Here is a 19,403-nt window from a genome sequence, read left to right as displayed (position 1 = left end):
CGCAGCGGCCACCCTGCCCTAACTAGTGAACATCATGAAATTCCTCGATGAAGCAAAAGTCTATATTCGCTCGGGCGACGGCGGCAACGGCTGCGTCGCGTTCCGGCGCGAGAAGTTCATCGAGTTCGGCGGTCCCTCCGGCGGCAATGGCGGTCGCGGCGGCGACGTCATCATCGAGGCCGTCGACGGGCTGAACACGCTGATCGACTACCGCTACCAGCAGCACTTCAAGGCGCCAAAGGGCACCAATGGCATGGGCAAGGACCGCCATGGCGCCAACGGCAAGTCGATCGTGCTGAAAGTGCCTGTCGGCACCCAGGTGTTCGACGAGGACCGCGAGACCCTGCTGCACGATTTCACCGAGCTCGGCGAGAAATTCGTGCTGGCTGAAGGCGGCAATGGCGGCTTCGGCAACGCGCATTTCAAGTCTTCCACCAACCGCACGCCGCGCAACGCCAATCCCGGTGCGCCGGGCGAGGAACGCTGGATCTGGCTGCGGCTGAAGCTGATCGCCGACGCCGGCCTGGTCGGCCTGCCCAACGCCGGCAAATCGACCTTCCTGTCGGTGGTCAGCGCGGCGCGGCCGAAGATCGCCGACTATCCCTTCACCACGCTGCATCCGCAGCTCGGTGTGGTGAATTACGGCGGCCGTGAATTCGTGCTCGCCGACATCCCCGGCTTGATCGAAGGCGCGCACGAGGGCGCGGGCCTCGGCGACCGCTTCCTCGGCCATGTCGAGCGCTGCCGCGTGCTGCTGCATCTGGTCGACGCCACCTGCGAGCATGCCGGCAAGGCCTACAAGACGGTGCGCACCGAACTCGAAGCCTATGATGGCCAACTCGCCGACAAGATCGAGATCGTCGCGCTCAACAAGATCGACGCGGTCGCGCCCGACGAGCTGAAGAAGCAGAAGGACCGCCTCAAGCGGGCCGCGAAGAAGACGCCGTTGTTGCTATCAGGCGTGACCGGCGAAGGCGTGCAGGACGCCCTGCGCACGCTGGTCGAGGTGATCGGCGAGGCGCCGGTATCCAACAAGGCCAAGGCTCAGGCGGAGCCGTGGGCGACGCCGCTGCCGCAGGGTTGAACGGCAACGCCGAACAACACCTGTGCTTCCCAAGCCACCTCGTGGCGCATATTGCTTCCACCTTCCTGCCAGACCGCACCCATGAAACGCCCCGCGCTCAAGAGCTTTCGCCGCATCGTCGTCAAGGTCGGCTCCTCGCTGCTGGTCGATTCGCAGGCCGGTGAGGTGCGGGCGTCCTGGCTCGCCGCGCTGGTCGACGACATCGCCAAGCTGCACAAGGGCGGCCGCGAGATCATGGTGGTGTCGTCGGGCTCGATCGCGCTCGGCCGCAGCCGCCTGAAGCTGCCGCGCGGACCGCTGAAGCTCGAGGAGAGCCAGGCGGCGGCCGCGGTCGGTCAGATCGCGCTGGCGCGGATCTGGTCGGAGGTGCTCGGCCATCACGATATCGGCGCCGGGCAGATTCTCGTGACGCTGCAGGACACCGAGGAACGCCGCCGCTATCTCAACGCGCGCTCGACCATCGCAAAGCTGCTCGAATGGCGTGCGGTGCCCGTGATCAACGAGAACGACACGGTCGCGACCACCGAAATCCGCTACGGCGACAATGATCGCCTCGCCGCCCGCGTCGCCACCATGACCAGCGCCGATCTGTTGATCCTGCTGTCCGACATCGACGGCCTCTACACCGCGCCTCCCGCGGTCGATCCCGACGCGAAGCTGATCCCGGTGGTCGAGAGCATCACCTCGGAGATCGAGGGGATGGCGGGCTCGGCCGGGTCCGAACTGTCGCGCGGCGGCATGACGACCAAGATCGAGGCCGCGAAGATCGCGACCACCGCCGGCACCCACATGCTGATCGCCTCCGGCAAGATCGAACATCCGTTGCAGGCGATCGCCGATGGCGGCCGCTGCACCTGGTTCCTGACCCCGGCCAATCCGGTCACCGCGCGGAAGCGCTGGATCGCGGGCTCGCTCGAGCCGAAGGGCACGCTGACCATCGATGCCGGCGCGGTCGCAGCGCTGCGCGCCGGCAAGAGCCTGCTGCCGGCCGGCGTCATCAAGGTCGACGGCCAGTTCGCCCGCGGCGATGCCGTGGTGGTGCGCGGGCCCGACACCCATGAGATCGGCCGCGGCCTGGTCGCCTACGACGCCGAGAACGCCGAGAAGATCAAGGGCCGCTCCTCGCCCGACGTGATGGCGATTCTGGGCATCAGCGGCCGGTCCGAGATGATCCATCGCGACGATCTGGTGATCGGCCCGGCCGGCGCGATCCCGGCCAAATAGGCCCAAATAGCCTACTGGGCCTATGGCCGGGCCTGCCGCCCACCTGCCATGCCGGTTCCGCGCCTCGCCAACCCATCAATTGCCATGCTAGAACATGGCCTTAATCCAAAGCTGGGACTTCCATGAGCGCGCCCCTGAAGGCGATCGACGGCAACGCCGATCTCGCCGCCCTGATGACCGACCTCGCCGCCAAGGCGCGCGCTGCCGCGCGCGTGCTGGCGCTGGCGCCGCCGGAGCAGAAGGACCGGGCGCTCGCCGCGATCGAACGCGCGATCCGCGCCAACGCGCCGGCCATTCTCGCCGCCAATGCAGAAGATGTCGCCGAGGCGCGGGCTGCCGGCATGACCTCTGCCTTCGTCGACCGCCTGACACTGACACAGGCGCGCGTCGCCGGCATGGCCGACGGCGTAGCCACCGTGCGCGAAATTGTTGATCCGGTCGGCGCCGTCACCGAAAGCTGGCAGCGTCCGAACGGCATGACCATCGAGCGCGTCCGCGTGCCGCTCGGCGTGATCGGCGTGATCTTCGAGAGCCGCCCCAACGTCGCCGCCGACGCCGGCGTGCTTTGTCTGAAGTCCGGTAACGCCGTGATCCTGCGCGGCGGCTCCGACAGCTTCCGCTCCTGCCGCGCGATCCATGATTGTCTGGTGCAGGGCCTGCGTGAAGCCGGCCTGCCTGAGGCCGCGATTACCTTGGTGCCGACCCGTGACCGTGCGGCTGTCGGCCTGATGCTGACGGGATTGAACGGTGGCATCGACGTGATCGTGCCGCGCGGCGGCAAGAGCCTGGTCGCACGCGTCGAGGCGGAAGCACGCGTTCCGGTGTTCGCGCATCTCGAGGGCGTCAACCACATTTATGTCGATGCCAGCGCCAGGCTCGAGATGGCAAAGGCGGTCGTCCTGAACGCCAAAATGCGCCGTCCCGGCGTCTGCGGCGCCGTCGAAACCCTGCTGGTCGATCGCAAGGCCGCCGCGACGAAGCTGAAACCGCTGGTCGAGTTGCTGATCGATGCCGGTTGCGAGGTGCGCGGCGACGCTTTCGTGCAAAGCTCCGATACCAGGGTGAAGCCCGCGTCCGACGAGGACTGGGACACTGAATATGAGGACGCGATCATCTCGGCGAAGATCGTCGACGGCCTCGATGAAGCGATTGCGCATATTCAGAATCACGGCTCGCATCACACCGATGCGATCGTGACGGAGGATGCCGCTGCCGCGCAAAAATTTCTCAACGAGGTCGATTCGGCGATCGTGCTGCACAACGCCTCGACCCAGTTCGCCGACGGCGGCGAGTTCGGTTTCGGCGCGGAGATCGGGATTGCCACCGGCAAATTCCACGCCCGCGGTCCGGTCGGCGCCGAGCAGCTGACGAGCTTCAAGTACCGCGTCCACGGCACCGGGCAGACACGGCCGTGATCATTGTCGCACGCGCACGGTAGACCATTGCAGCAAGCCCCGACCGTGCCGCACTCCGCAGCCCAGGCGCTTCCGTTCTATACCAACGGCATGCGTATCGGGCTGCTCGGCGGCTCGTTCAATCCGCCGCACGCCGCGCATCGCGCCATCAGTCAGTTCGCGCTCAAGCGATTGCAGCTCGACCGCGTGTGGTGGCTATTGACGCCGGGCAATCCGCTGAAGAACCATGATGGATTGCACGCGCTCGCCGAGCGCGCCGCGGCCGCGCGCCGCGTCGCCGACGATCCGCGCATCGACATCAGCTGTCTCGAAGCTGTCATTGGTGTCCGCTACACTGTTGACACGATCATCCACTTGCGCCGCCGTGTCTCCGGCGTGCACTTCGTCTGGATCATGGGCGCTGACAATCTCGCGCAATTTCATCGCTGGAAAGATTGGCGGCGCATCGCCTCCGACGTGCCGATTGCCGTGATCGACCGACCGCCCCAGAGCTTCCGCGCCCTTGCCGCACCGGCGGCGCAGGCGCTCATGCGCTATCGCTTGCCCGAAAATCAGGCGACACGGCTGGCCGATCAGCAGGCGCCGGCCTGGGTGTTCCTGACAGGAATGAAATCCAATCTGTCTTCGACCGGACTGCGGAACCCGGACGGGAGCTGGAGGACGGCGTGAAGCGCAAAAGGGTTACTGGAATATTGAAACCATTAACCCCACATGCGTAATATGGTGCGTGGGGCCGAGGATTCGGCACCCGCGATACAGTGAAAGGAATGGTCCCTGGCCACATCTGTATTGTCCAAGTCTGTTTTACCCAAGGTTCCAAAGACTGCGCGTAAAACATCGACGAAAACCGCGGCCTTGCAGGCACAACCGGATGCCGACAAACCGGATGCCAACAAGACGCTGAGCCTGATCCTCTCCCGCCTCGAGGATATGAAGGCGGAAGAGACGGTCACCATCGACCTTCGCGGCAAATCCGCATATTCCGACTACATGATCGTCACCACCGGCCGGGTGAACCGGCACGTCGGTGCGATCGCGGAAAATGTGACGAAGGGCCTGAAGGAAAACGGGGTCAAGAGCATTCATGTCGAGGGCATGCCCAATTGCGACTGGGTGCTGATCGATTCCGGCGACGTGATCGTGCACGTGTTCAGACCCGAGGTGCGTGAGTTCTACAATCTCGAACGGTTGTGGACTCAAAACCCGGCGGTCGCGGCGGTCTAAGGCGTACCAAGGCCGATGCGAATCGGCAGCAGCGCAGCTAGTCTGCGTTGATGCGCCTCGTTGTCATCTGCATCGGCCGCCTGAAACAGGGCCCGGAACGGGAGCTCGCCGAGCGTTATCGCGAGCGCTTCGAGGATATCGGCCGCAAGCTCGGTTTTCGCGGCCTCGACATTCATGAGATTGCGGAGAGCCGCGCGCGCGACGCGCCCCCACGCATCGCCGAAGAGGCCATGGCGATCTCGGCTTTGCTGCCTGACAAGCACGCGCTGGTGGCGCTCGACGAACGCGGCAAGAGCATCGACAGCACAAGCTTTGCCCAGCAGCTCGGCCGCTGGCGCGACGAGGGATTGGCGCATACCGTCTTCGTGATCGGCGGCGCCGACGGACTTTCGCCCGAATTGCAGCGCAAGGCTTCGTTGCGTATTGCATTCGGCTCCGCGACCTGGCCGCACCAAATGGTCCGCGTCATGCTTCTGGAACAGATTTATCGGGCCGCAACCATTTTGGCCGGCCACCCCTATCACCGCGCCTGAGGCGCGGCGACGGACAGTCGAAAGCGCTGAACGCACTCGGATGCAGCACAAGCGGGATATAGCTTCGTATTTGGCTTCGTACCTCGGCACCGCGCGGCGCTTCTGGTTGCCGGCGTCGCTGCCTCTGTCGATCGCCATGTTCGCTGCGTATCCGCTGACAGCGGCGCGCGCGCAAGCGACACCTCCAGCGCAACAATCCGCGCCGCCGGCGCAGCAGGCCACCGCGGCGGAGACATCGCCCGATGCCATCAAGCAGCGCGAGCAGGAGCTCGAGGCCGCACGCGAACAGCAGCGCAAGGCGACCGAGTTGCAGGAGAAGCTGAAGGCCGATGTCGCCGCGATCGGCCAGGACCGCAGCAAGCTGAACCAGCAGCTGATCGACATTGCCGGCCAGGTACGCGGCGTCGAGACGCGGATCGCGGACGCCGAGGCACGCTTGCAGGCGCTCGACGGCCGAGAGCGTGAAATCCGCGGCTCGCTGGATTCACGCCGATCCGAGGTGATCGAGGTGCTGGCCGCGCTGCAGCGCGCCGGACGACGCACGCCGCCGGCGCTCCTGGTGCGGCCCGAGGACGCGCTGCAATCGCTGCGCACCGCGATGCTGCTCGGCGCCGTGGTGCCGGAGTTGCGCGTTCGCGCGGAGAAGCTTGCCGCCGACCTCGGCGAACTGGTGGCGCTGCGCAAGACGATCTCGACCGAGCGCGACGCGCTGGCCGGCGACCGCGACAAGCTCAGGGAAGATCAGACCCGCCTTGCGGCGCTGGTCGACGAACGGCAGCGGCAGCAGAGCGCGGCCGAAAAGGACATGGAGGCGGAAGGCGCCCGCGCCATTACGCTGTCCAAACAGGCCGACAATTTGCAGAGCCTGATCGCCAAGATGGAGCAGGACCTCAAGAGCGCGGCCAAGGCTGCGGCCACGGCCAGCCTCCAGGGGGCGCCCGCCACGGTTAACGGCAAGCCCAATCTGGGGGCCCTGAAGGACCCCGCCCGCCTGAGCCCGGCGGTCGCCTTTGCCTCGGCCAAAGGCCTGTTCTCCTATCCCGTGAATGGCACCAAGATTCGCGAATTTGGCGGTTCCGACGGCGCGGGCGGCGTACAAAAAGGCATTTCTTTGGCAGCCAAGCCGGGCGCGCAGGTCACAACCCCGTGTGACGGCTGGGTTGTTTACGCGGGTCCCTTCCGCAGCTATGGACAACTCTTGATCCTCAATGCCGGGGGCGGGTATCATGTCCTGATCGCCGGGATGGAGCGTATTTCGGTAAACATCGGCCAGTTTGTACTTACGGGGGAGCCGGTTGCGACCATGGGGTCGACGTCCCAAGTTGCATCCATTCTCGCCACCAATGCGAGCCAGCCAGTGCTCTATGTCGAGTTCCGGAAAGACGGCACTCCAATCGATCCAGGTCCATGGTGGGCCGCAAATGAAGGCGAAAAGGTTCGCGGATGATGCGCAAGACTTCGGTAATTCTCCTTAGCGCCGCCACCGGCGCGGCCCTGACGCTTTTCGTCACGCAGCCCCGCGCGGTGCTGATGGGATCGAGCGCGCGCGCCGCGACGTCGGACACCTACCGCCAGCTCAATTTGTTCGGCGACGTGTTCGAGCGGGTGCGCAGCGACTATGTCGAGAAGCCCGATGACTCCAAGCTGGTCGAATCCGCGATCTCGGGCATGCTGTCCGGCCTCGACCCGCACTCGAGCTACATGGATGCCAAGAGCTTCCGCGACATGCAGGTGCAGACCCGCGGCGAGTTCGGCGGCCTCGGCATCGAGGTCACGATGGAAGACGGGCTGATCAAGGTCGTCTCGCCGATCGACGACACCCCGGCCTCGAAGGCCGGCATCATGGCCAACGACATCATCACCAATCTCGACGACGAGGCCGTGCAGGGCCTGACGCTGAACCAGGCCGTCGAGAAGATGCGCGGTCCGGTCAACACCAAGATCAAGCTCAAGATCATCCGCAAGGGCCAGGACAATCCGATCGACGTCACGCTGGTGCGCGACAACATCCGCGTCCGCTCGGTGCGCGCGCGCGTCGAGGCCGACGACATCGCCTATATCCGCATCACCACCTTCAACGAGCAGACCACCGAAGGCCTGAAGAAGGAGGTCGCCAATCTGCAGGGCCAGATCGGTGACAAGCTGAAGGGCTACATCATCGACCTCAGAAATAACCCCGGCGGCCTGCTCGAGGAAGCGGTCACGGTGTCCGATTCCTTCCTGGAGCGTGGCGAGATCGTCTCGACCCGCGGCCGCAATGCCGAGGAAACCCAGCGCCGCGCCGCCCATCCGGGCGACCTGACCAAGGGCAAGCCGGTGATCGTGCTGATCAACGGCGGCTCGGCTTCGGCCTCCGAAATCGTTGCCGGCGCGCTGCAGGACCACAAGCGGGCGACGCTGGTTGGCACCCGCTCGTTCGGCAAGGGCTCGGTGCAGACCATCATCCCGCTCGGCTCGGGCAACGGCGCGCTGCGCCTGACCACCGCGCGCTACTACACGCCGTCGGGCAAGTCGATCCAGGCCAAGGGCATCGTGCCCGACATCGAGGTGCTCCAGGACGTGCCGGAAGAGCTGAAGGCGCGCACCGACACCAAGGGCGAGGCCTCGCTGCGCGGCCATCTGAAGAACGATGGCGACGAGAAGACCGGCTCGCAGTCCTATGTGCCGCCGGATGCCAAGGACGACAAGGCGCTGAAGATGGCCGACGACCTGCTGCACGGCATCAAGTCGACCTCCAGCGCGACGACGCCGGCGCCTGAGGCCGCGCGCGACAAGGCCGCGGTCGACAAGCCCGGCAACAAGGCCGCGAACTGATCCATCCAATCGATCTGGCGCAAAGGGCGGCCCTCGGGCCGCCCTTTCTGCTTTCTGCACCTGTGCTTGGACGGGAGGCCGGGGCGCGGGAATGCACCGCATCGTGCTATCGTTCGCCCTGTTGATTCGGGGAGGGTCATGGCAGAGGCGGCCGACGAACTGAGCACGCCGCTTGGGCAGACGACCAAGGGCAGGAGGCGCCGCGTCCGCCTGCCATTCACGGCGATGCAGGCGCTTGCCGTGCTGCTGGGGCTCGTGCTGGTCGGTTTCGGCGGCGTCGCGCTGTTCAACGACAATCCGCTCGGCGGCGAACCGATGGCCCGTATCGCGCTCCGCACGCCCCCGCCCGCAACCGCCGACGACAAGCACGCCCCGGCCAGCCAGGCCGAACCAGCGGCCAAATCGCCCGCCAAGGCGCCGGCCGCAGCCAGCGACGCCAAAGACGCGAAGACCGTCACCATCATCGACGGTTCCAGCGGCAAGCGCCAGGACGTGGTGATCGGTGCCGCCGATCCCGCCGACAAGGGCGATGGCGACGCGCCGGCGCTCGCGATGACCGGCATCGACCCGCGCCTGCTGGAAAAATCGCGCTATGGCATGATCCCGGTGGTCGCCGACGGCCTGAAGCCGTTCACGGTCTATGCGGCCGACGCCGACCGCGCCAAGGCGGGCCGGATGCCGGTGGTCGCCATTGTGGTCGCCGGCCTCGGCGTCGGTGCCGCCAAGACCACTGATGCCATCATAAAGCTGCCGCCGGCCGTGACGCTGGCCTTCACGCCCTATGGCTCCGACCCCGGCAAGCTTGCGGAACGCGCCCGGACCCAGCGCCACGAGATCCTGCTGCAGATCCCGATGGAGCCGTTTGACTATCCCGACAACGATCCGGGGCCGCAGACCTTGCTGACGACGCTCGGCAGCGAGCAGAATCTCGACCGCCTCTACTGGCACCTGAGCCGCCTGCAGGGCTATGCCGGGATCGCCAATTTCATGGGTGCCCGGTTTGTCGCAACCGATCTCGTGATGCAGCCCATCGTCCGCGAAGCGGCCAAGCGCGGCCTGAGCTATTTCGATGACGGTTCCACCCCGCGCAGCGTCGCGCAGAGCCTCGCCGCCGGCCAGGCGCTTCCGTTCGCGAGGGCCGATTTCGCGATCGACGCGGTGCCGACGTCGGCGGAGATCGACCGCGCGCTGGTCAAGCTGGAGACGATCGCCAAGGAACGCGGCACCGCCGTGGGCGTCGCCTCGGCGCTGCCGGTCTCGATCGAACGGCTCGGCGCCTGGCTCAAGACACTGGACTCCAAGGGCATCATGCTTGTGCCATTGACAACGGCGATGCTGAAATCAAAATCGGGCTAAAGATCAATCCGTTGGTGCAGCTTGAGACCTTGCCGGGGGGCCGGGTCGGCGGCTCCGGAAACTGTACGAGGTAGCGGCAGCATGGCACGTTATGAAGACCTGCCCTATCGAACCTGCGTCGGCATCATGCTGCTGAACACCGCCGGGCTGGTCTTCATCGGACGCCGCGCCGGTGGCATCGAGCATGTCGACGACGCTCACGTCTGGCAGATGCCGCAAGGCGGCGTCGATCCCGGCGAGGATACGTTTCAGGCCGCGAGGCGCGAGCTCTATGAAGAGACCAGCGTCAAATCAGTGGAAAAGCTCGGCGAGGTCCCGGACTGGCTGATCTATGACATCCCGCGCACTGTGGCGGGGCGCGCCTGGAAAGGCCGCTACCGCGGCCAGCGGCAAAAATGGTTCGCCTTGCGCTTCACCGGCGAGGAGAAGGAGATCAACGTCTCCAATCCCGGTGGCGGTGGCCACAAGGCCGAGTTCATGTCCTGGCGCTGGGAGCCGATGAAGAATCTGCCGGAGCTGATTGTGCCGTTCAAGCGCCCGGTCTATGAGCGCGTCGTGAAGGAATTCGCCGGTTTGGCGGCCAAATAGACCCACGACGTACGCAACCGAGATGTCATCAGATAAGCCCTATCGCCCCAACGTGGGCATTGCGCTGTTCAACACCGCTGGACGCGTGCTGATCGGCCACCGGATCAAGGACGATGGTCCGGAGATCGTGTTGCCCGGACTCGAATGGCAGATGCCGCAAGGCGGCATCGACGCGGGCGAGGATCCGCGCCAGGCCGTGATGCGCGAATTGTGGGAAGAGACCGGAGCCGTCAACGCCGACTATCTCGGCGAGACCGACTGGATGACCTACGAATTTCCGTCCCATCATGTGCCGGAAACACACCGTCTGGCGCGATTTCGTGGCCAGCGGCAAAAGTGGTTTGCGCTGCGCTTCACCGGGCGCGACGACGAGATCGATCCGTTGACGCCGCGCAACAACCAGCCCGCGGAATTCGATCAATGGCGCTGGGAGCGCCTCGACCGCGTTGCCGATCTCGTGGTGCCGTTCCGGCGCGACGTCTATCGCGCTGTCGCCACCCGGTTTGCGGAATTCGCCGGCTGATCTGCAGGCGCCACGCGCCGCGCATCGCCCGGCGTCATGCCGTAGGTCGCGCGGAACACGCGATAGAACGTCGCGATGCTGTCGAAGCCGCATGAGAACGCGATCTCGTCAATGCCACGCTCCTGCATGAGGTAGAGAGACCGCCTCGCCTCCTTCAGCCTTGCCGCCGTCAGCGTCCGCGCAAACGACAGGCCGGTCGGCTCGAACAGCGCATGCAATTGCCGCAGTGAAATGCAAAGCTCCGTGGCCACTGCGGCCGGCGTGAGCGACGGCCGATGCAGGTCGCGGAGCAGGATCTCGCGCGCGGCGTGGAGGTAGCCCGCATGCAGCGCGGCACGGATTTCATCCTGGCGCGGCCGCACGCGCCCGCGCGCAAGCAGCGCCAGGCGCACCATATGCGTGACGTCGCCGGCGAACTCCCCGGCCTGCGTGGGATCACGCGTCATCGCGCGGAACATGGCGCCGACAAGCCGGGTCAGCCCGGCATCCCGCGACAGCATCACCGGCGGCACGTCCTCGATTCGCGCATCGAGCACAAGCTCGCCGGTGACGGGAATCTTGAGGCTGTAGAAATGAAAGCCGTCGGTGCGTTCGGGCTTCGAGGCAAACGGAAGATTGGAGTGGCCGAACACCAGATCTCCGTTGCGCACGTACTGGACGCGATCGCGGCCAATATCCATGTGACCGGGCCCGCGCACCTGCCACGCGAGATGCAGGCTGTTGCTCGGGACGCGTGCGATGTCGGACGAGGTCCGGCTGACGCGATAGGAGGATGCCGACATTTCCGCCAGCACCGCCTCGCCGACGGGCGTTGCGGAGAACCGTCCACGGAAATCGGGCCGCTTGTCACGGTCGAGCTCGATCGTGACCCCGAACAGGCTTTTGCCGCGTACGTCGCACCAGTGCTCGAAACGGTCTTGCGGGCGGAGAGCATCGGTGGAGAAAGTCAGCACTGCATCTTGTCCGTTACATCAAGGATGAAATCGCGATGCGATCGGGCCAATTCGTCATCGCGCCGCAACTTGTCATTTGTGCACGATTCTCGCTGTAAACTGCTTCACAGTTTCCGGATCATGTCCTGCAGCGCGATGAGATAGGGTTGGATCGTCATCGCGCTTTGGCCCTTTGTTTGAGCATGATCTTTTCGGAAAACCGCTTCGCACTTTTCCGGATCATGCTTTAGTTCGGGCCGACCGCGAACGGACCGATCGCGATGACACGACAATCGCTGTCACGCTTGACGCACTCGCCAAGCGCCGAATTCACCGCGGTCTGTTCGTTGGCGGCCTTCAATCCGAGCCCCGGCCGTCCCTGCGCGCCGACCGCGATCGCATTCCAACCCGCCGTCGCATCGGCGAGCTTCCGTGCAACTTCATTTCGTTCGCCCGGCGCGATGACCGAGCTATCCGCGGCCCTGAAGAAACCCGTGACACGCAACGTGGTCGGAATCGACACCACGAAGACATCGTCGACCACGACGATCGTGCAGGGCACGCCCGCGACCGCGCCGCAGGCTTGCAGGTTGCGGCGCGCCGATTCCTCGAGCGAATCGATGCCTGAATTGAAGAAGAATTGCCCGCCCGGACCGAGCGCGATGGTCCGCGTCTTGCGCCCCGGCACGAACAGGTTGTCGAGCCGGGCCCTGGCCGGGTCGCGCAGCAGCGGAACGTCCTTGGTGGCGTACGGCTTCTCGACCAGCGCGTCGCGCTTCACCCATGGCAACGGCGGCAGCGGAGGCTGGCCATGGGCATACACGACGGTGTTGCCGACGGCGTACAGTTCGCACTTGCGCGGCGAGTTGGCATTGTCGGCGCGCTTCTGGCACAGCTCGAGTGCCGCCGTCTTCGCCGCGTCCTCGCTCGGCTGCGCCACGCTCCATCCGACGAAGCCGTTGATGTTGAGGGCAACCGCCTTGGAATCGCCTGCGGGCAAATATTCGGTCGCCAGCGCGCTGCGTGTGCGGTCGCTGACGAAGGGGGTGCTGTCGGCAACGAACTTATCGCCCGATGCGATCGAAGGTGGCGGTGACGGTGGCACCGGAGAGGCCGGCGCGGCCAGATTGGGCGCAGGCGCAGGTTTCGCCGGGACAGACGGCGCCGTCGATGCTGATGGCGACGGTGCGGCCGATAGCGCCGGCGAAGCGGATGCCGCGGGCGCGGATGTCGGAGTGGAGCTCGCCACCGAAGCGGGCTTCGTCGCCGACGTTTCCAGCTTGGTGTAGGTAAGGAAGCCGCCGACGCCGATCGCCGCCAACAGCACCAGGGTGATGGCGGCGGGCCACATCCAGGCCGGCGCACCCGCAGGGGCGGCCTTGACCGGCTTCTTGACCTGAGGCGTCGCGTAGGTGCCGTCCTCGCGCCGCATCGCCACCATATAGGCGTGCACGGGGGTCGGGATGTTCTTCACTTCCTGCGCGCCGATGTCGGCGAACTGCACCGACAGCTTGTTGGCGACCTGTTCGTGCACCGCGCGCGATATGCAGATGCCGCCGACCTCGGCGAGGCCCTCGAGCCGCGCGGCGATATTGACGCCATCGCCGAGCAGATCGCCGTCGCGCTCGACGACGTCGCCGATGGTGATGCCGATTCGAAACGCCATCTGCCGGCTTGGGGGATACGCCATGTTGCGCGTGCGCAGGCTTTCCTGGATGTCGATCGCGCAGCGCACGGCTTCAACGGCGCTGGGGAATTCCGCAAGCACCGCATCGCCCGCGGTGTTGAAGATGCGGCCGCCGCATTTCGCAATGAAATCGTCGGTGACTTGCCGGTAGGAGGCGAGCCGCCGCAGCGTCTCTTCCTCATCCTCGGCAACCAATCGACTATAGCCTGCAATATCGGCCGCAAAGATCGCCGCGATCTTGCGCTTCATGAGCACCAGCCCCGGACCCAAATATAGCGGGCAGAATGCCGCCAGACGCTCGCAGGCGCAATAAGCATTCAGCGCCCGCCAAGCTGCGGCGAGCGTTGAATTGTTCAAGTTTCCTGGCCGATGACTGGAAAAGTGTGAGCGATTTCACAAGGAGGTCCGGCTCACCCGGACGCAATGGCGCGATCGCGACCAGGCAATCGCGCCTTAGTGCATAGCCGTCGCGTTGAGCTCGTGCTGAATGCTCTTGAAGTGATCGAGCCGCTCGATCGCGTTGTCGAGCTCGAAGCCCTCCTTCTCGGCGAGCTTCTCTTGCATCTCGGTGATTGTCTCGGCGAACCTCGCGCGATCGAGGTCCTCAATCGCGGTCGCAACGTCGGCAAGCACAGTGAGGCCCTTGTCCGAGACCTCGGCAAGACCACCGAGCACGATCACCCTCTCGCGCTTGCCGGCGGCCCTGATCGTCAGGATGCCCGGACGAACCGTGGCGATGACGGGCGCATGTCCGGCGAGCACGCCGAAATCACCCTCCACGCCGGGAACGTCAACCTGATCGACCTCGCCGGAGAAGGCGAGCTTTTCGGGAGAGACGAGATCGAAGTGGAAGGTGGCCATGGTCTTTCCGTTCTTTGCGCTGTCACCCGCGGGCTCGACCCGCGGGTCCATCAGTCAAAATGCTTCTGGTGCGATGGATCGCCGGATCAAGCCCGGCGATGACGACATCCCAAAGCTTAGGCCGCTTCGGCGGCGAGCTTCTTGCCCTTCTCGACGGCTTCTTCGATGGTGCCGACCATGTAGAACGCCGCTTCCGGCAGATGGTCGTACTTGCCCTGGCAGAGATCGCGGAAGCCCTTGATGGTGTCGGCGAGGTCGACGAACTTGCCCGGCGAGCCGGTGAAGACTTCGGCGACGTGGAACGGCTGCGACAGGAAGCGCTCGACCTTGCGGGCGCGGGCGACCGTCAGCTTGTCCTCTTCCGACAGTTCGTCCATGCCGAGAATGGCGATGATGTCCTGCAGCGACTTGTAGCGTTGCAGAATCTGCTGGACCATGCGCGCGGTGTTGTAGTGCTCGTCGCCGACGACGAGCGCCGACAGCATGCGCGAGGTCGAGTCGAGCGGATCCACCGCCGGATAGATGCCCTTTTCCGAGATCGCGCGCGACAGCACCGTGGTGGCGTCCAAGTGCGCGAACGAGGTGGCGGGCGCCGGGTCGGTCAAGTCGTCGGCCGGCACGTAGATCGCCTGCACCGAAGTGATCGAGCCCTTCTGGGTGGTGGTGATGCGCTCCTGCAGCGCGCCCATGTCGGTCGCGAGCGTCGGCTGATAACCCACCGCCGAAGGAATACGGCCGAGCAGCGCCGACACTTCCGAGCCCGCCTGGGTGAAGCGGAAGATGTTGTCGACGAAGAACAGCACGTCCTGGCCCTGGTCGCGGAAGTGCTCGGCAACCGTCAGACCGGTCAGGCCGACGCGGGCGCGGGCGCCCGGCGGCTCGTTCATCTGGCCGAACACCAGCGCGCACTTCGACTTCACGCTCGGATCCGGATTGTGCGGATCGGCGTTGACCTTCGATTCGATGAACTCGTGATAGAGGTCGTTGCCTTCGCGGGTCCGCTCGCCGACGCCGGCGAACACGGAATAACCACCGTGCGCCTTCGCGACGTTGTTGATCAGTTCCTGAATCAGCACGGTCTTGCCGACGCCGGCGCCGCCGAACAGGCCGATCTTGCCACCCTTCGCGTACGGAGCAAGAAGATCGACGACCTTGATGCCGGTGACGAGGATTTCGGCTTCGGTCGACTGGTCGGTGTAGGTCGGCGCTTCCTGATGGATGGCGCGCAGGCCTTCGGACTTGATCGGACCGGCTTCGTCGATCGGCTCGCCGATCACGTTGATGATGCGGCCGAGCGTGCCTTCGCCGACCGGCACCCGGATCGGCTCGCCGGTGTCGGTCACTTCCTGACCGCGAACCAGACCCTCGGTGATATCCATCGCGATGGTACGCACCGTCGACTCGCCGAGATGCTGCGCGACTTCGAGCACCAGGCGATTGCCGCCATTCTTGGTCTCGAGCGCATTCAGAATCGCCGGAAGGTGGCCTTCGAACTGCACGTCGACCACGGCGCCCGTGACCTGGGTGACGCGACCGTTCTGGTTGGCTGCTGTAGCCATGGACTGTTCTCCTTCGAAATCTGCCTTAGACCGCCTCAGCGCCGGAGATGATTTCAATCAGCTCCTTCGTGATCTGGGCCTGACGGGTCCGGTTGTAAATCAGGGTTTGCTTGCGGATCATTTCGCCTGCGTTGCGCGTCGCGCTGTCCATCGCGCTCATCTGCGCGCCGTAGAACGAGGCGTTGTTCTCCAGCAGCGCGCGGAAGATCTGCACCGCGAGGTTGCGCGGCAACAGGCTGCCGAGAATCTCGTCTTCTTCAGGCTCGTATTCGTAGGACGTGGCGGGGGCCGCACTGGCCGCGGGTGCGACCACCTCGAGCGGAATGATCTGCTGCGCGGTCGGGATCTGCGCGATCACCGACTGGAAGCGCGAGTAGAACAATGTGCAGACATCGAACTCGCCGGCGTCGAACCGCGCCAGCACCTTCTGGGCAATGTCCTCGGCATTGACGAAGCCGATCTGGCGCACCGAACGCAGGTCGAGATGCTCGACGATGCGCTTCTCGAAGGTCCGCCGCAGTTGCTCGTAGCCTTTCCGGCCGACGCAGAAGAATTTGACTTCCTTGCCCTGCGCGAGCAGCGACTGTGCCCGCTCGCGCGCCAGCCGCACGATGGCGGAGTTGAATGCGCCGGACAGGCCGCGCTCGCCGGTGCAGACCAGCAGCAGGTGCACGTCGTTCTTGCCGGTGCCCGCGAGCAGCGCCGGGGCGCCGGGCGAGCCATTGGCCGCGGCGGCGATGTTGGAAATCACCGCATCCATCTTGGTGGCATAAGGCCGCGCCGCTTCGGCGGCGTTCTGCGCGCGGCGCAGCTTCGAGGCTGCGACCATCTGCATGGCCTTGGTGATCTTCTGCGTCGCCTTGGTCGAGGCGATGCGGACCCGCATGTCTTTTAGTGACGCCATTCTTCGTTCACCCCGGCGATCCGACCACAACGGTCAGACCGCAAGCCTCCGTTCGTCACACCCGGCGGCGAGCCGGGCGACGTCCCATTCGTTATGCAAACGTCTTGGCGAAGCCTTCGACGGCCGTCTTGAGCTTGGCGGCAGTGTCGTCGGACAGATCGCGGCTCGTGCGGATCGCATCCAGAATGTCGGCATTCTTGCCGCGCAGCAGCGACAGCAGGCCGTCCTCGAACGCCTTCACCTTGTTGAGCGGCAGCGGATCGAGATAGCCGTTGGTGCCGGCCCAGATCACGCAGACCTGCTCTTCCATCTTCAGCGGCGAGAACTGCGGCTGCTTCAGGAGCTCGGTCAGGCGCGAGCCACGGTTGAGCAGGCGCTGCGTCGAGGCGTCGAGGTCCGAGCCGAACTGCGCGAACGCCGCCATCTCGCGGTACTGCGCGAGTTCGCCCTTGATCTTGCCGGCTACCTTCTTGGTCGCCTTGGTCTGTGCCGACGAACCGACGCGCGACACCGACAGACCGACGTTCACGGCAGGACGGATGCCCTGGAAGAACAGGTCGGTTTCCAGGAAGATCTGGCCGTCGGTGATCGAAATCACGTTGGTCGGAATGTAGGCCGACACGTCGTTGGCCTGGGTTTCGATGACCGGCAGCGCGGTCAGCGAGCCCGAACCGTGGTCCTTGTTGAGCTTCGCCGCACGCTCGAGCAGGCGGGAATGCAGGTAGAACACGTCGCCCGGATAGGCTTCGCGGCCCGGCGGGCGGCGCAGCAGCAGCGACATCTGGCGATAGGCGACGGCCTGCTTGGACAAGTCGTCATAGATGATCACGGCGTGCATGCCGTTGTCGCGGAAGTATTCGCCCATCGTGCAGGCGGTGAACGGCGCGATGTACTGCATCGGAGCCGGATCGGACGCGGTGGCCGCGACGATGATCGAGTATTCCAGCGCGCCCTGCTCTTCGAGCACCTTGACGAACTGCGCGACGGTCGAGCGCTTCTGGCCGATCGCGACGTAGACGCAATACAGCTTGAGGTTCTCGTCCGGCTGGGCGTTGAGCGGCTTCTGGTTCAGAATGGTGTCGAGCGCGATCGCGGTCTTGCCGGTCTGACGGTCACCGATGATCAACTCGCGCTGGCCGCGGCCGATCGGAATCAGCGCATCGATCGCCTTCAGGCCGGTGGCCATCGGCTCGTTCACCGACTTGCGCGGAATGATGCCGGGCGCCTTGACGTCGACGCGCTTGCGTTCGGTCGCCTGGATCGGGCCCTTGCCGTCGATCGGGTTGCCGAGCGCATCGACGACGCGGCCGAGCAGGCCCTTGCCGATCGGCGCGTCCACGATGGCGCGGGTGCGCTTGACGGTCTGGCCTTCCTTGATTTCGCGGTCGGCGCCGAAGATCACGATACCAACGTTGTCGGTTTCGAGGTTGAGCGCCATGCCGCGCGTGCCGTTCTCGAACTCGACCATTTCACCGGCCTGAACGTTGTCGAGACCGTAGACGCGGGCAATACCGTCACCGACCGACAGCACCTGGCCAACTTCGGTGACTTCGGCTTCCTGGCCGAAATTCTTGATCTGGTCCTTGAGGATCGCAGAAATTTCTGCGGCGCGGATGTCCATCAGCCTGCCTCTTTCATCGCGTTCTTGATCGAATTGAGTTTGGTGCGAAGCGAACTATCCACCATGCGGCTGCCAAGCTTGACCACGAGGCCACCGATAATGGAGGGATCGACCTTCACGTTAAGCGCGACGTCCTTACCCGTCACTGATTTCAGTGCGGCCTTCAGCGCGTCGAGATTCTTGTCATTGAGCTGCTCGGCGACGGTGACTTCCGCAGTCGCCTCGCCCTTGAACTTCGCCACCAGCGCGCGATAGGCGCGGATCACATCGGCAATTGCGAACAGCCGGCGATTGGCGGTGAGCACCTTGAGGAATTTGGCCGACGTGCCGGAGATACCGGCCTTGTCGAGGACCGCGGTCAGCGCCTTGAGCTGGGCGTCCGCGGAAAACACCGGGCTGCGGACGAGACGCTTGAGATCGGCGCTCTCGTTGAGCATGGCCTCGAATTTGTCGAGGTCGGCCCTGACTTGATCGACGGATTGCTCGTCGCGCGCCAACTCGAACAGGGCCGTTGCGTAACGACCGGACACTCCCGAAACGGACGGATCTTCAGCAGCCACGAGCTCGCTCTTTTTTGCTGTCAAATTCGCAAGGGAAAAACCGTCGCCACCAAAGCAGCGCCTAGCGATCCAAGCCCTTGGAATTCAAGCGGGACTTCGATTTTCGACCGGCACAGGACGTGCCGGGATCGTTAAAATCGCGGCTTTGCTAACATAGCAATCGCGCAGGTGCAACATGACGGCATCGTGCAAGCCGCCTTGTCGCATGCGCTTTTTGGCGACCGCAGCGAGCCGCCGAATCATGAAAATTCGGCGCGCGGAAATCCGTCCCGCCGACACCGATTCAGGTCACCGCAGATTTGTTCCATCGAAAATCTGCATGGGCCCATGGTTCCTCGCGCAGGGAACCCAAAACGGGCGTCCGCTTCATTTGGCGATTACTTACCGAAAACTTACCAGCGCTCCTCTAATCAGTATTCATGAGTATAGTTATCGTTAAAAATTGGTTAACAGGCAAGATTACGGAACCTCGCTCGAATACCCCGAAGCGGTAACAAGATATTTCAACACGAGACAAA

Annotated in this window: 18 protein-coding genes; 11 read left to right on the top strand and 7 right to left on the bottom strand. The window is 64.7% G+C overall.

Annotated features, from left to right (window positions below; genetic code table 11):
* The first annotated feature begins 34 nt into the window (after positions 1-34).
* The 11 genes from obgE to G6P99_RS02400 all read left to right on the top strand — a co-directional run bounded on the left by obgE (position 35) and on the right by G6P99_RS02400 (position 10,761).
* Complete coding sequence (obgE, locus tag G6P99_RS02450) at positions 35-1,084, top strand: GTPase ObgE (RefSeq protein ID WP_029081355.1); 1,050 nt, start codon at positions 35-37, stop codon at positions 1,082-1,084.
* Between the two features lie 81 nt (positions 1,085-1,165).
* A complete protein-coding gene (proB, locus tag G6P99_RS02445; protein WP_029081354.1) occupies positions 1,166-2,308 on the top strand; it encodes a glutamate 5-kinase in 1,143 nt (380 codons plus the stop codon).
* Between the two features lie 122 nt (positions 2,309-2,430).
* Complete coding sequence (locus G6P99_RS02440; RefSeq protein ID WP_029081353.1) at positions 2,431-3,723, top strand: glutamate-5-semialdehyde dehydrogenase; 1,293 nt, start codon at positions 2,431-2,433, stop codon at positions 3,721-3,723.
* A gap of 90 nt (positions 3,724-3,813) precedes the next feature.
* Positions 3,814-4,392 (top strand): nicotinate-nucleotide adenylyltransferase, encoded by a 579-nt coding sequence (locus G6P99_RS02435; RefSeq protein ID WP_234583960.1) that lies wholly within the window; start codon positions 3,814-3,816, stop codon positions 4,390-4,392.
* Positions 4,393-4,578: 186 nt separating this feature from the next.
* On the top strand, positions 4,579-4,947 hold the full coding sequence (gene rsfS, locus G6P99_RS02430; RefSeq protein ID WP_029081351.1) for a ribosome silencing factor: 369 nt from the start codon (positions 4,579-4,581) through the stop codon (positions 4,945-4,947).
* A 50-nt stretch (positions 4,948-4,997) separates the two neighbouring features.
* Complete coding sequence (gene rlmH / locus G6P99_RS02425) at positions 4,998-5,480, top strand: 23S rRNA (pseudouridine(1915)-N(3))-methyltransferase RlmH (RefSeq protein WP_029081350.1); 483 nt, start codon at positions 4,998-5,000, stop codon at positions 5,478-5,480.
* Positions 5,481-5,520: 40 nt separating this feature from the next.
* On the top strand, positions 5,521-6,927 hold the full coding sequence (locus tag G6P99_RS02420; protein ID WP_051346292.1) for a murein hydrolase activator EnvC family protein: 1,407 nt from the start codon (positions 5,521-5,523) through the stop codon (positions 6,925-6,927).
* On the top strand, positions 6,924-8,294 hold the full coding sequence (locus tag G6P99_RS02415) for a S41 family peptidase (protein ID WP_029081348.1): 1,371 nt from the start codon (positions 6,924-6,926) through the stop codon (positions 8,292-8,294). Before G6P99_RS02420 ends, G6P99_RS02415 begins: the two co-directional genes overlap by 4 nt.
* Before the next feature lie 138 nt (positions 8,295-8,432).
* Entirely contained in the window at positions 8,433-9,650 is a 1,218-nt protein-coding gene (locus G6P99_RS02410; RefSeq protein WP_029081347.1) for a divergent polysaccharide deacetylase family protein, read from the top strand.
* Between the two features lie 81 nt (positions 9,651-9,731).
* Positions 9,732-10,238: an RNA pyrophosphohydrolase gene (locus G6P99_RS02405; RefSeq protein ID WP_029081346.1), complete on the top strand. Its 507-nt coding sequence runs from the start codon at positions 9,732-9,734 to the stop codon at positions 10,236-10,238.
* 22 nt (positions 10,239-10,260) lie between these two features.
* Positions 10,261-10,761, top strand: a complete 501-nt coding sequence (locus G6P99_RS02400; protein WP_029081345.1) for an RNA pyrophosphohydrolase — start codon at positions 10,261-10,263, stop codon at positions 10,759-10,761.
* Here G6P99_RS02400 and G6P99_RS02395 read toward each other — a convergent pair.
* The 7 genes from G6P99_RS02395 to G6P99_RS02365 form a co-directional block, all read right to left on the bottom strand.
* Complete coding sequence (locus G6P99_RS02395; RefSeq protein WP_029081344.1) at positions 10,719-11,714, bottom strand: helix-turn-helix transcriptional regulator; 996 nt, start codon at positions 11,712-11,714, stop codon at positions 10,719-10,721. The genes G6P99_RS02400 and G6P99_RS02395 overlap by 43 nt on opposite strands.
* A 226-nt stretch (positions 11,715-11,940) precedes the next feature.
* The gene (locus G6P99_RS02390; protein WP_029081343.1) at positions 11,941-13,629 is read right to left on the bottom strand and encodes an adenylate/guanylate cyclase domain-containing protein; all 1,689 of its coding nucleotides are present in this window, start codon (positions 13,627-13,629) and stop codon (positions 11,941-11,943) included.
* Positions 13,630-13,833: 204 nt separating this feature from the next.
* On the bottom strand, positions 13,834-14,241 hold the full coding sequence (locus G6P99_RS02385; protein WP_029081342.1) for a F0F1 ATP synthase subunit epsilon: 408 nt from the start codon (positions 14,239-14,241) through the stop codon (positions 13,834-13,836).
* Between the two features lie 116 nt (positions 14,242-14,357).
* On the bottom strand, positions 14,358-15,800 hold the full coding sequence (gene atpD / locus G6P99_RS02380) for a F0F1 ATP synthase subunit beta (RefSeq protein ID WP_029081341.1): 1,443 nt from the start codon (positions 15,798-15,800) through the stop codon (positions 14,358-14,360).
* A gap of 25 nt (positions 15,801-15,825) precedes the next feature.
* The gene (locus G6P99_RS02375) at positions 15,826-16,704 is read right to left on the bottom strand and encodes a F0F1 ATP synthase subunit gamma (protein ID WP_029081340.1); all 879 of its coding nucleotides are present in this window, start codon (positions 16,702-16,704) and stop codon (positions 15,826-15,828) included.
* Between the two features lie 91 nt (positions 16,705-16,795).
* A complete protein-coding gene (gene atpA / locus G6P99_RS02370; protein ID WP_029081339.1) occupies positions 16,796-18,325 on the bottom strand; it encodes a F0F1 ATP synthase subunit alpha in 1,530 nt (509 codons plus the stop codon).
* The gene (locus tag G6P99_RS02365) at positions 18,325-18,885 is read right to left on the bottom strand and encodes a F0F1 ATP synthase subunit delta (protein ID WP_029081338.1); all 561 of its coding nucleotides are present in this window, start codon (positions 18,883-18,885) and stop codon (positions 18,325-18,327) included. Before G6P99_RS02365 ends, atpA begins: the two co-directional genes overlap by 1 nt.
* Between the last annotated feature and the right edge of the window lie 518 nt (positions 18,886-19,403).

The sequence above is a fragment of the Bradyrhizobium sp. 6(2017) genome, assembly GCF_011058295.2.
GTDB classification, from domain to species: Bacteria; Pseudomonadota; Alphaproteobacteria; order Rhizobiales; family Xanthobacteraceae; genus Bradyrhizobium; species Bradyrhizobium septentrionale.
This window is presented reverse-complemented; position numbering and strand designations above follow the sequence as displayed.